Raw genomic sequence first — 13144 nt, 5'->3', positions numbered from 1 at the left:
ATCATGTTAAAGTCACTTACTGTCGTCAATTTTGCTCTGATTGACAAGGCGCATATTGAGTTTGTACCTGGTCTTAATATCCTGACTGGAGAAACAGGAGCCGGTAAATCTATTGTGATCGATGCCCTGTCAGCCATTATCGGCGGCAGAGCCTCCGCTGACTCTATCCGCTCAGGCACTGATCATTTCCGCATCGAGGCAGTTTTTGACATAACAGGTGTTGATTGCCTGCACTCCATTCTGGCTGAGCAGGGGATTGCTGTTGATGACGACAACACGGTGATTATTGCCCGCCGCTTAAGCAAACATGGCAAGAACTCCATCCATATCAACGGCTGCCAGGTAACACTGGGCATGTTGCGAAATTTTTGTGAAAAGCTTGTGGATATGCATGGCCAGCACGAAAATCAGGCCCTGTTAAAGCCGGAAACGCATCTGGAGCTTACCGATGCCTTTGCCCCCGGCCTAAGAACCAAACTTATGCAATACCGCAGTGTGTACCGGGAATGGCAGAGAGTAAAAAACGAATTGGCCAAAAGCAGTCAGGATTCCCGGGAACGCCTGCAGCGCGAAGAGATGCTTGCCTGGCAAACACAGGAGATTGCCGCCGCCGCCTTAAGGCCGGACGAGGAAGACCGACTGGAGAGCCAGGTTAAGGTTCTGGCCAATGCGGAAAAAATTTCTCATGCCGTATCCCGTTCCTACATGCTGCTGAGCCAGGGGAGTAAAGGCTTTAATGGCATCATAGCCTGCCTGGCTGATATAAAAAGGGATCTGGAATCGGCCGCCCGCTTTGATGAAAGTATTAATCAACAGCTGGCGGTTGTAACCGAATCACTGTACCAGCTGGAAGAAACGATGGGTGAGCTCAGGGATTATCATGAAAATATGGATTTTAACCCGGCTACATTAGCTAAACTAGAAGACCGGCTTGATGTGATTCACAGGCTGAAAAAAAAATACGGTTCAACAGTCCGGGAGATATTGGCGTATTATGAACAGGCGGCCGAAGAATTGGCGGCCATTACCCATCATGATGAGCGCATAAGCAGTCTTGTACAGCAAGAAGCGGAACTCCAGCGGCAAATGCAGGAGGCCGCCGCTGAGCTTGACAAGCTAAGACGGCTGGCCGGAGCGGAAATGGGCCGGCAAATAGCAAGTCATCTGGCGGATCTGGGGATGCCTAAAGCCCAATTCAGCGTGGAGGTCAGACGCACTGACCACTATGGGGCAGCCGGTGCCAATGATGTGGTTTTTCTGTTTTCCGCCAACCCGGGGGAGGAGCCCAGATTATTGCAAAAGGTGGCATCAGGCGGTGAATTATCACGTCTCGCCCTGGCCATAAAAACAGTTTGCGCTGAACGGGAGGAAACGGCCACCATGGTATTTGATGAGGTTGATGCCGGCATTGGCGGCCAAACCGCCCAAAAGGTGGCGGAAAAAATTGCCAGAATCGCTGCTTTCAACAAACAGGTTTTATGTATCACCCACCTGCCGCAAATTGCTTCGATGGCTGACAGCCATATTTATATCGAAAAAGTGCTGGCAGAGGAGAGAACAGTAACCCGGGTAACCAGGCTGACTCATGATCGTCAATTACGGGAATTGGCGCGTATGGCCTCAGGCGATATAACCCGGCTTTCCCTGGAGAATGCGGCTCAAATGTTAGAAATGTCAATGAAAAAAAAAGCAAATTGGAAATATAAAGCGTAAGCTTGAGCTTGCGCTATTTTTTTTGCCTAAAAGGCCAAAAATGAGCTTCCAAGTCAATAAATGCTAATAATTCCGGAATAATCCCCTCTAAATTCGGGAAACTTTAAGTTTGCAACCGGTTGACACAAAAAAAGAAAACAAATGAAAGGCTGAGTGGCAATTTTGGGAAGAATGTAATAGGGAGTGATGGAAGAAAATATGACAAGATTTAACCAGCTATTGAGCAGCAGGCTGATTTGGGCAGTATTAATTATCAGCGCAATCTTTGCATTTTGTCTTTCTCCCCAATTCCGCAGCATTTACGGTCTTCCCGTGCATATCCGGATTATCGAAGGTGAGTCGGCCCTGTTTGACGTTAATTTCCCGCTGACCGTTAACGTCAGGCATGATGGTGGCAGTATTCGTGTGCAAACCCATGAAACTATGCCAATTATTGCCTTATCGCGTCCCGTATCGCTTGAACCTGTGAAGCTTGGACAGTCCACTGTCGAGTTTAAACTATTCGGCATCATACCGTTCCGAACGGTACAGGTGGACGTGCTGCCACCGGTTAAGCTGATTCCAGGCGGTCATTCCATTGGTGTCATGCTGCGGTCACAAGGTGTCATTGTTGTCGGCAATTCACCGGTCCTTAACATGCAGGGCCAGTATGTAACGCCGGCCAAAGATGCCGGTATTACCGTAGGGGATGTCATTATCAGCATTAATGGCATTCCGGTGCAAAGCGATACCCAGGTAGCCGAGATTATTGACGAAAACGGGAAAAACAACCGGGCCATTGATGTCCTGATCAAGCGGGCCGACGGGCAGCAACATATTCATGTGTCACCGGCGTTATGCCATGATACCAAACGGTATCGAATCGGTTTGTTTGTGCGTGACAGTGCCGCAGGCGTCGGCACACTGTCATTTTATGAGCCGGAATCAAAAATCTACGGCGCTCTCGGCCATATTATTACCGACAGTGACACGAACCAGCCGATTGACTGCGAACAGGGCAAAATTGTACTGGCCACAGTCTCCGGCATTCAGCATGGCACCCGCGGCCATCCGGGCGAAAAAATCGGCGTATTTATTGAAGAAGATCAATTATTGGGGCATATTAATAAAAACACCCCCTTTGGCATCTATGGTGAATTAACGGCGACACTGCCGAATGACAAATACCCTCAGGCCATTCCTATCGCCTCTATGAGCCAGGTACAGGTCGGGCCGGCAGAAATGCTGACCGTAGTGGACGGGCAGACAATCGAACAGTTCAGTATTGAAATCCAGAAAATAAATCTACAGGAATTGCCGGAAAGCAAAGGCCTGGTTATTAAAGTAACTGATCCAAAATTGATCGAAAAAACCGGCGGGATTGTCCAGGGCATGAGTGGCAGCCCTATTATTCAAAACGGTAAAATAGTTGGTGCCGTTACCCATGTTTTTGTCCATGACCCGACAAGCGGTTATGGCTGCTTCATCGACTGGATGCTCATGGAAAGTGGTATAATCCCTAAAAAAGAACGCCATTCAGCCAGAAAACTCTTTACGTTTTCTGGCAGTTTTTTTGTCCTGATAGAAAGGTTAACTTTCCCTGGATAAGGGCAACACCGGCTTCCATTTTCGCTAAGGCTCGGCGCAAGCCGTATTTTCTTTATTTTGGCTTAACCCGGATCTAACCGGTCTGGCAGTTTTTAGTGCCGATAATTTTAAAAATACTTGTCACATTCTCAGGCTATCTATATAATTAAGATAAGATTTAGATTTTACAGAAAAAATAAAATGGATTCTTTTTCCAAACCAGGAAGGAAATGGTGCAAGTTTGTCGAATACATAGAATATAGTAATTTATACGATTTAGCAGGGAGAGGATTCCAATGGTAATGGCAAGAGAAACAATTAAGGTGGCTATCGCTGACGACAACAAGGAATTTTCGGAGATTTTGCAGGAATGTCTTAACCGGGAGCCTGATATTGAGTTGGTTGGGGTGGCCTTTAACGGAGAGCAGATGTTATCTATTATTGAAGAACAATCTCCGGATGTCATAGTTTTAGATATAATTATGCCGCATTTAGACGGAATCGGTGTCTTGGAGCGTATTAATGTTTCAGCGCATAAGCGTCCGAAAATTATTATGCTGACTGCGTTTGGCCAGGAGAATATTACGCAGCGGGTAGTCGAACTGGGTGCCGATTATTACGTGTTAAAGCCATTTAACATGGACGTACTTATCAATCGCATCAGACAACTAGCGGGTACTTTGATTACCACCCGTCCGGTAGCCGCCGCTACCGCCCAGGTCGTTAAAACCCGGCCGATGGATGTGGAAGTGACAAATATTATCCGGGAGATTGGCATTCCGGCCCATATCAAGGGTTACCAATATCTCCGCGATGCGATTATGATGATTATTGCCGAGGTAGAATTATTAGGAGCCGTAACGAAGGTGCTCTATCCCATGATTGCAGAAAAATATTCAACCACCCCCAGCCGGGTCGAACGGGCCATCCGCCATGCTATTGAGGTAGCCTGGAACCGGGGCAATATTGAAATGATCAATAAGCTGTTTGGCTACACAATCAAACTGGATAAAGGCAAACCCACCAATTCAGAATTTATGGCAATGATTGCCGATAAACTGCGCATGGAAATGCGGGCCAGTTAGCTAAAAACATTAACCCGTTCCCACAACAAACCTTGCCGGCGCGATGCGGCAAGGTTTGTTGTTTGGCATTGCAGGATTTTTTTCTTGCCGTACTGAATAAAATAATATCGTTGTCATGTAAAATTAGATATTGGGGGCTAACCATGCTGGAGCAGTATAAAATATTGGCAATCAATCCCGGTTCAACTTCAACAAAAATAGCCGTCTATAGTAATAAGCGGCAAGAGTTTGAGCAGGTTATCCGTCATAGCAGTGAAGAGCTGGGTCAGTTCGAGCGGATCTATGATCAGTATGATTACCGGCGCCAACTGGTGGAAGCTGCGCTGGCCGCTCATCATATCCGGATTAGTGATTTAGCTGCTGTGGTTGGGCGCGGCGGCCCCCTGAAACCAATGGCGAGTGGCACATACGGGGTAAATGAAGCGATGGCCCGGGACTTAAAGGTCGGTGTACAGACTGAACATGCCTCCAATCTGGGAGGATTATTGGCCAGAGGCCTCGCCGGGCAAGCGGGGATTCCCGCGTTTATTGTCGATCCGGTCAGTGTTGATGAACTGGAACCAATAGCGAGAATTACCGGGTTGCCGGAAATCTCCCGCCGCAGTTTGTTCCATGCCCTTAATCTAAAGGCGGTTGCCCATCGTGTGGCCGGAGATGTAGGCAAGGATTATCATTCACTGACTTTAGTCCTGGTTCACCTGGGGGGCGGCATATCGGTGGGAATACAACAGCACGGGCGGATGATTGATGTAACAAATCCTAATGATGCCGGCCCGTTTTCGCCTGAACGCGCCGGTGCTTTGCCTTCCCATGCCTTAGTTAACATGTGCTTTGCGGGCGAGTATGCATTGGCGGATATAAAAAAGAAGCTGGTAGGGCAAGCGGGTCTGGTCGCCCATCTCGGCACGAATGACGGCCGGAAGATTGAGGAGCGCATTGCGGGCGGCGACGCTCAGGCCGCGCTTATTTATGAAGCGATGGCCTATCAGATAGCCAAGGAGATCGGGGCTATGGCCACAGTAGTCAAAGGCCGGCTTGACGCCATTGTCCTAACCGGCGGCCTGGCCCACTCCCGGCTGCTGACTAACATGATCAGTGAGCGGGTGGCGTTTATCAGCCAGGTGCTCGTCTACCCCGGGGAGGATGAATGTGCCGCGCTGGCGGCAGGCGCGCTCCGGATATTGTGCGGGGAAGAAGAGGCCAAAATCTATGAATAGAAGGATAACTGCATGGAAGATTATCGGATAACGATATTTGTGGGTGAATTCGGCAGTGGCAAAACCGAGCTCGCTGTTAATTATGCATTGCAATTACAGCAGGCCGGCCAGGCAACGGCCATCGTCGATATGGATCTGGTTAAGCCTTATTTCCGGACCAGGGAAAATCGCGAGCTGCTGGAAAAAAACGGTGTTACTGTCATTGCGCCTGATCCGCGCTTGTCCCATGCCGATCTGCCCATCCTGCCGCAAAACTTAAATGAACTATTTTCGCAAACCACTGGCCGGGTGGTTATGGATGCCGGCGGCGGCGAATCAGCCATTGCGTTAGGCCAGTTGAAACGATATTTTGATCAGACCAGCTATCAGGCCCTGCTGGTTGTTAATACCCGCCGGCCTTTTACCGCCAGCGCCGCGGGCATCAGGGACACACTGCAGCGGATTGAACAGGTTTCCCGCCTCAAAATCAGCGGTTTGGTCAGCAATACCAATCTTGGTGCGGAAACGACGGCCGAGCAGGTAACAGCCGGCCTGGCTATTGTTGAGCAGGCCGCCGCCGCCCTGAACCTGCCTGTCAAATGGCTGGTTGTCCCGGCCTGGCTGGCAGGCTCTGTGCAAAGCAGCAGGCCCCTGTTTATCCTGACGCCGTATACGCATTATCCCTGGATGGATTAATTATTGCCGGCCTTTTATAACAACCTCCTGCAAAGTGTGATACTCTTTGCTCAGGTTGTGCAATTCTTTCAGCAAGTCTTTTATTTTACCGCTGAAATAAAAGCCCTTGTGGGAAATCGTTGTCACTGGGACATCCCTCCTTCTGGAGGTAATATATGCCGGTTATTTGAAAAATATGCCAGACTGAATTAAGGGGGGCATTGATATGCCACATACGGAAACAGAGTTTCATGAACAACTACTACATTCAACCCGTTTATTCGAGGGAAAGGTGATAAACCTGCGCCGCGATGAGGTCCTGCTGCCAAACGGCAAGGGCGGGACCAGAGAGGTTGTTGAGCATCCGGGAGCAGTGGCTGTGATCGCGCTGACTGCCGATGGCAAAGTCATCCTGGTTCGGCAGTACAGGCATCCTGTGCAGCAGGTAATGCTGGAGGTTCCCGCCGGCAAGCTTGATCCCGGCGAAGCACCGGCAGCCTGTGCCCTCAGGGAACTGGCTGAGGAAACCGGCTTTACCGCCAATACACTGCGCAAATTAACCTCAATGTATACGACACCTGGCTTTTCTGATGAAATCATCCATATATTTCTCGCGGAGGATTTGGTCAAATCAGCCCAGGAGCCTGATGAAGACGAGTTTATTAACAGCGAACAATATACCCCCGTTCAGATTGCCGGCATGGTTGCCAGGGGGGAAATCTGCGATGCCAAGAGTTTAGTCGCCTTATATCTGGCCGGGATACCGGTACATGTTTAAACAGTATTTTGCCGACTTGCATATTCATGTCGGCATGAGCGAAAGCGGTAAGTGGGTTAAAATCCCCACCTCCCGCAAGTTAACGGTCCGCGGAATTCTGGCGGAAGCAACGGACCGCAAAGGGATGAACATCATCGGCATTGTGGATGCCCTGTCCCCCCTGGTACTGGCAGATATAAAAAGACTGACCGAAGAAGGCTTGCTGGTGCCGGTACCTAACGGCGGGTATCTTTATAAAGAAAAAACACTGCTCCTCCTTGGCGCGGAAATCGAAACAAGGGAGGCCGGCGGGGGCCTGGCCCATACGCTGGCCTTTATGCCGGATCTGCAGACAATGGCAGCATTTTCGGCGTATATGAGCCAATTTATCCGCAATATCAGTCTCAGCTCGCAAAATGCCCACATGCCCCTGCAGAAACTGGTCGCGATCGCCGGCAGTTTCGATGCGCTTATTGTACCCGCCCATGTCTTTACCCCGCATAAAAGCGTATATGGCACCTGCTGTACGCGCCTGTCGGCGATTTTATCGGACCGGGAACTTAGCCGTCTGGCCGCAGTTGAGCTGGGGCTGAGTGCTGACAGCGATTTGGCCGACCGGATCAGCGAACTGGCCGGTTACACCTTTGTCACCAATTCCGATGCTCACTCCTTGGATAAGATCGCCCGCGAATATAATATCCTGTCGCTGGCGGCATTATCGTTCCAGGAGGTGGCTCAGGCCTTAGCCCGTACAGCCGGCCGGCAGGTCATTGCCAACTATGGCCTTAATCCGCAGTTGGGAAAATACCACCGCACTTTTTGCCCGGCCTGCGGTTTTACAGATAAAAGCGGCGTCGCCGGGGCCTGCTGTCCGGAATGCGGCGGCACCAGTCTGATTACCGGCGTCTATGACCGTATCAGCCGGATTGCCGATTACAGGGAACCGCACCATCCATTGCACCGGCCGGACTATTTCTACCAGGTGCCGCTGGAGTTTATTCCCGGGCTGGGAAAAAAAATCAAAGACCGGCTCCTGGCTGAATTTGAGACAGAAATGGCGATTGTCCATAGGGCCGGGCAGGTTGAGTTACAACATATTGCCGGTGCAAAAGTAACGGATTTTATTATGCGGGCCCGGGCAGGAACAGCGGCGATCGCTGCCGGGGGCGGGGGAATTTACGGCCGTCTGGTTAAAAACTAATGGACAAATAGGTCTAAACAGTTTTAGCAGGACATATATTGTAGCAGGTACTGGCAGGGAGGTACATGCATGCTAAAACTGCTTCGCAAGAATACTGCCGATTATATCCGTGCAAATATTGTTGCCTATTTTTTTATGATCCTTATTTTTGTTATCGGGATAGTCATTGGTGCTATGGCTGTAAAGACACTGCCTGATGACCAAAAAGCCGAGCTTGTCGGTTACTTACGGGTTTTTTTCCAGGGCTTGGCTGATCCGCAGAACGCTGCCGGCGATACCCAGGCCCTGTTGACCGGGGTATTAGTCAGCAACATCAAGGTAATCGTTATCATGTGGCTGTTAGGCTTTACCATTGTCGGTATCCCGTTTGTTTTGTTTATGGTTTGCCTGCGGGGATTTGTCATTGGCTTTACTGTGGGGTTCTTGGTCAATGAATACATCATGAAAGGGCTGTTATTTGCCCTGGTGTCGGTACTGCCCCATAATTTTTTTGCTGTTCCCGCCCTATTGGCAACAGGTGTAGCGGCAACTTCCTTCTCCTTGATGCTGGTAAAGCGCAATAAAAGTAAAGCGAATTTGCTTTATAATTCCCTTGTCTATTCTGTTTTTTGTTTAGCCATGCTTGTTGTTATGATCGGTGCCGCGCTGATAGAAGTTTATGTTTCACCGGTTTTTATGAAAACAGTGGCCCAGCTTATTTTGAGGTAAGCAAAGAAAGACTGCATAACAGGCAGTCTTTTCTTTATTTACCTTAATCAAATCCAAATCACGCATAAACCTGCTATTTAACGAATATGTATGATATTAAGTTAAGCCGGAATGCAAGCTGGTACCTTGGCCGGGTTCAAAATTAAGGTCAGGTTGCGGGGATATTTTTCTGTCCAGCGCGCGGCGGCGGAAGCTAACTGATTCGTTAGTTTTAGTGAGCCGGTAGGTGATGGAGTGAAAAGCTCCCCCAAATAGCCAAATTTTAATTCGGTCAAGGTATTAATGGGCGGGAGGAGGGAAGTAGAGCGCATGGTAGTGACGTTTTCTCTGCGCAATATCATAAAAAAGTCCAAGTTATATGTAAAAATCGTCCTATTAACGCTTATTATTTTCTATATTCTACCGAAATTAATGACCATGTTCTGGGAATTAAATAACCCTGGCTTGAAAATGCGTGACCAGCATCTGTTGGAAAAACCACTGCGGGTCATGATTTCCGGCGGCTTGGCAAACTTACAGTATGACACCTGTTGGCAGACAGTAACAAAAAAACTGTAAAACTTTACGAAAGATTATAGACAAATAAAGGAAAAGTAAACTTCTTGTTGAATAAAGTAGCTAGATCGGAAACTGAATGTCGGCTCGAAATTGGGAAGAAAAAAGGGTGGTAAAATAAAATGGAATCGTATGTTAATGAATTTATTAACTATCTTGCAGTCGAGCGGGGATTAGCTCAAAATACGCTAGAATCCTACGGGCGGGACTTACGTCAATTCCAAACATATTTGCAAAATAGTCAATTAGATTTTTTACGAAATTCTAACCGCGACACCATCCTAAGTTACCTAAACAGCCTCCAGGTAAAGGGGCGGGCTGTTTCAACGATATCGCGTAATCTTGCGGCAATAAAATCTTTTTATCAATATCTTGTCCGCGAACGCCATCTTGAAAAAGATCCTGCCGTAAACCTGGAATCGCCCAAGCTGGAAAAAAAGCTGCCCCGGATTCTGTCTATCAGCGAAGTGGAAGAATTGTTAAAACAGCCTAATACCTTTCAGCCTACCGGACTTAGGGACAAAGCCATGCTTGAACTGCTGTACGCAACCGGCATCAGGGTATCGGAATTAATATCCCTGAACATTTCTGATGTAAATCTTGACATGGGCTATATTAAGTGCTATGGCAAAGGGGCTAAGGAACGCATTGTGCCTTTGGGCTCCATTGCAGCCAAGTGCGTACAGGAATATATCGGCAAAGGCCGGACCAAACTGGTGCGTACCTATGAAGAATCATCCTTGTTTGTAAATCATCATGGCAACAGGCTGACCCGTCAGGGTTTCTGGAAAATTATTAAAAAATATGCGATGGAAGCACGCATTACCAAAGAGATAACCCCTCACACCTTACGCCATTCATTTGCTACCCATCTCCTGGAAAACGGGGCGGATTTACGTTCAGTCCAAGAGATGCTGGGCCATGCGGACATATCGACGACCCAGATTTATACCCATGTAACTAAAAATCGCCTGAAAGAAGTTTATGATAAAACCCATCCCCGCGCATAATATAAGTAAGTTAAATTGTTAAAAGAGGGGCTATAGGATTTGTTCAAACGAATATTTGTTATTGTACTTGACAGTGTAGGTATCGGAGCAATGCCTGACGCAGCTGAATACGGCGATGCCGGCGCCAATACACTGGTACATATTGCTGCTGCCACAGGTGGTCTTTGTTTGCCGGCCCTGGCGGCAATGGGGCTGGGGAACATTGAACCCATTGCCGGTATCCAGCCAGCCGCCCGCCCAGCAGCCGCTTTTGGCAAAATGGCTGAGCTATCAAAAGGCAAAGATACCACCAGTGGACACTGGGAATTAGCCGGCTGCCCGTTGTTTTCCTCTTTTCCCGTCTACCCGGCCGGTTTTCCGCCGGAACTTATTGAAAAATTCACATTCTATACCGGGCTTAGTATCTTAGGTAATAAAGCCGCATCAGGAACTGAAATCATTGCCGAACTGGGAGAGCAGCATATGCTGTCAGGGCAGCCGATTGTGTATACATCGGCCGACAGTGTTTGCCAGATTGCCGCCCATGAAGAAGTGATCCCCCTTGAACGGTTATATGAGTTGTGCCGGATTGCCAGAGAGAAAGTCTTTATCAACCAACATGCGGTAGGACGCATTATTGCCAGGCCGTTTATCGGTAAACCAGGCAGCTTTCTCCGGACTGCCAATCGCCATGACTATAGTCTGGAACCACCGGCGGCAACAGTGCTTGATGCATTGAAGCTGGCCGGTTTTGCTGTCACAGGCATTGGCAAAATAGCTGATATTTATGCCAACAGGGGGTTGACGCAATCTTACCCGACAAAATCTAATCAGCACGGTATGGAGATTCTTACTCATCTGGCCGCCCGGAAGCAGCCGGACGGATTAATCATGGCCAACCTGGTTGATTTTGACAGCGTCTTCGGCCATCGCAATGATGTGGCCGGTTATGCCCGGGCGCTTGAGGATTTTGACAAGGCGTTAGGTGTTTTTATGTCTGAGCTGACTGCCGGCGATTTGCTCATCATCACTGCCGACCACGGCTGTGATCCCACGCGGCCGGGAACTGACCATACCCGGGAATATGTGCCGGTTTTAGCTTATCACCACGGTTTATCCCCAAGCGCAGCAGCCATTAATCTGGGAATAAGATCAACCTTTGCCGACGTGGGAGCCACGGTAGCTGCTAACTTTAACCTGCCGCCGCTGGCGTTTGGCCAAAGCTTTTTAGATGACCTTTTGAGGTGAAGTTGTACTTCAGCTTTCTCAAAACGATAGAATGGGAGATGAAGTACCAGTGCGTGTTACCGACATGATTACCAAAAAACGGGATGGGCTGGAGCTCGCAGACAGCGAGATTATCCACCTGATTAAAGCCTATACGGCCGATGCAGTGCCTGATTATCAAATGGCAGCCTGGCTGATGGCAGTCTATTTCCAGGGGATGACAGACCGGGAAACAGCTACCTTGACGATGGCCATGGCAACATCCGGCGAGACGGTCGACTTAAGCCAGGTCACCGGTATCAAAGTGGACAAACATAGTACCGGCGGGGTAGCCGATACGACTACGCTGATACTGGCCCCCCTGGTGGCAGCGGCCGGGGTGCCTGTGGCAAAAATGTCCGGCCGGGGGCTGGGGTTTACCGGCGGCACCATCGATAAACTGGAAGCGATTCCGGGCTTCAGAACCACGCTGGCGCTCGCCGAGTTTATTGCCAATCTGCAAAAATACAATATTGCCATTACCGGCCAGTCGGCCGCGATCGCCCCGGCTGACGGCAAACTGTACTCACTCCGGGATGTAACGGCGACGGTGGAGAGCATTCCCCTGATCGCCTCCTCAATTATGAGCAAAAAGATTGCCGCCGGCGCGGATAAGATTATTCTTGATGTTAAAGTTGGCAGCGGTGCCTTTATGAAAAACAAAACCGCGGCTATAACCTTAGCAGAAACAATGGTCCGTATTGGCCAACTGGTCGGCAGAGAAACCATTGCGCTGCTAACAAGTATGGAACAGCCGCTGGGAACCGCCGTCGGCAACAGCCTGGAGGTCAGAGAGGCCATTGAGGTATTGTCAGGACAGGGAGAGCCGGCACTGCGCGAAGTCTGCCTGGCCCTTGGCTCGCATATGCTGGTTATGGGTGGCAAAGCCCCTACGCCAGCAGCAGCCCGTCAGCAGCTGACCGCTTTGCTGGACAGCAAACAGGCCCTCGCCAAATTAGGTGAATTGATCACGGCGCAAGGTGGTGATGCAGCTGTCCTGCACGATGCTCACAAGCTGCCGCAAGCCCGTTATCAGCTTGCAGTCACCAGCAATCACCAGGGTTTTGTTAACAAGATCGATGCTGCGCAAATTGGTTATGCCGCCATGCTGCTGGGGGCAGGGCGCGAACATAAGGGACAAAGCATCGACCTGGCGGCCGGAGTAGCTTTAACCTGCCGGCTGGGCCAGCCCGTAAGGCCGGACCAGCCACTGGCCACCCTCTATAGCAATACTGAGTCGAAGCTGCAGCAAGCAGCAGCCATTGTAAAAAAAGCGGTTAGTGTTGACACGCAGCCGGCAGAAAGCGGGCCGGTAATCATGGGGATCGTCACTTCCCAGGGCCTCCAGCCAGCCTGACATCATTGTCAGGTTTTTTTTGTTTTAAATTCCCTGTTTAAGCGCTTTTAATATGGGAGATGATAATTTTAAAAGA

Annotated in this window: 13 protein-coding genes; 12 read left to right on the top strand and 1 reads right to left on the bottom strand. The window is 49.5% G+C overall.

What is annotated here, in order from left to right; genetic code table 11:
* Positions 1-3 precede the first annotated feature (3 nt).
* The 5 genes from recN (at position 4) to ACZ481_RS12875 (ending at position 6256) form a co-directional block, all read left to right on the top strand.
* Positions 4-1713 (top strand): DNA repair protein RecN, encoded by a 1710-nt coding sequence (recN, locus tag ACZ481_RS12895; protein ID WP_464770536.1) that lies wholly within the window; start codon positions 4-6, stop codon positions 1711-1713.
* A gap of 198 nt (positions 1714-1911) precedes the next feature.
* Positions 1912-3300: a SpoIVB peptidase gene (gene spoIVB / locus ACZ481_RS12890; protein ID WP_464770535.1), complete on the top strand. Its 1389-nt coding sequence runs from the start codon at positions 1912-1914 to the stop codon at positions 3298-3300.
* Between the two features lie 275 nt (positions 3301-3575).
* Positions 3576-4364, top strand: coding sequence for a sporulation transcription factor Spo0A (gene spo0A, locus ACZ481_RS12885; RefSeq protein ID WP_464770534.1), 789 nt, complete (start codon positions 3576-3578; stop codon positions 4362-4364).
* Between the two features lie 143 nt (positions 4365-4507).
* The gene (gene buk, locus ACZ481_RS12880; RefSeq protein WP_464770533.1) at positions 4508-5581 is read left to right on the top strand and encodes a butyrate kinase; all 1074 of its coding nucleotides are present in this window, start codon (positions 4508-4510) and stop codon (positions 5579-5581) included.
* Positions 5582-5593: 12 nt separating this feature from the next.
* Positions 5594-6256 carry a hypothetical protein gene (locus tag ACZ481_RS12875; protein WP_464770532.1) on the top strand — a complete coding sequence of 221 codons (663 nt, stop codon included), beginning with the start codon at positions 5594-5596 and terminating at the stop codon, positions 6254-6256.
* Here the strand turns inward: ACZ481_RS12875 and ACZ481_RS12870 are convergent, their stop codons facing one another.
* Positions 6257-6382: a hypothetical protein gene (locus tag ACZ481_RS12870; RefSeq protein WP_464770531.1), complete on the bottom strand. Its 126-nt coding sequence runs from the start codon at positions 6380-6382 to the stop codon at positions 6257-6259.
* Between the two features lie 79 nt (positions 6383-6461).
* Here ACZ481_RS12870 and ACZ481_RS12865 point away from each other — a divergent pair, with 79 nt between their 5' ends.
* From ACZ481_RS12865 to ACZ481_RS12835, 7 genes are all read left to right on the top strand, one after another.
* Positions 6462-7013 carry an NUDIX hydrolase gene (locus ACZ481_RS12865; protein ID WP_464770530.1) on the top strand — a complete coding sequence of 184 codons (552 nt, stop codon included), beginning with the start codon at positions 6462-6464 and terminating at the stop codon, positions 7011-7013.
* Complete coding sequence (locus ACZ481_RS12860; protein ID WP_464770529.1) at positions 7006-8193, top strand: endonuclease Q family protein; 1188 nt, start codon at positions 7006-7008, stop codon at positions 8191-8193. Before ACZ481_RS12865 ends, ACZ481_RS12860 begins: the two co-directional genes overlap by 8 nt.
* Positions 8194-8262: 69 nt before the next feature.
* Positions 8263-8901, top strand: a complete 639-nt coding sequence (gene spoIIM / locus ACZ481_RS12855; protein ID WP_464770528.1) for a stage II sporulation protein M — start codon at positions 8263-8265, stop codon at positions 8899-8901.
* Between the two features lie 309 nt (positions 8902-9210).
* A complete protein-coding gene (locus ACZ481_RS12850) occupies positions 9211-9459 on the top strand; it encodes a hypothetical protein (RefSeq protein ID WP_464770527.1) in 249 nt (82 codons plus the stop codon).
* A gap of 119 nt (positions 9460-9578) precedes the next feature.
* Positions 9579-10466, top strand: coding sequence for a site-specific tyrosine recombinase XerD (gene xerD / locus ACZ481_RS12845; protein WP_144350354.1), 888 nt, complete (start codon positions 9579-9581; stop codon positions 10464-10466).
* A gap of 39 nt (positions 10467-10505) precedes the next feature.
* Positions 10506-11693, top strand: coding sequence for a phosphopentomutase (locus ACZ481_RS12840; protein ID WP_464770526.1), 1188 nt, complete (start codon positions 10506-10508; stop codon positions 11691-11693).
* 49 nt (positions 11694-11742) lie between these two features.
* Complete coding sequence (locus ACZ481_RS12835; RefSeq protein ID WP_464770624.1) at positions 11743-13068, top strand: pyrimidine-nucleoside phosphorylase; 1326 nt, start codon at positions 11743-11745, stop codon at positions 13066-13068.
* Positions 13069-13144: the final 76 nt, after the last annotated feature.

Source organism: Sporomusa intestinalis, from assembly GCF_055383785.1.
The sequence above is the reverse complement of the archived record's forward strand: the minus strand, read 5'-3'. Positions and strand labels throughout refer to the sequence as shown.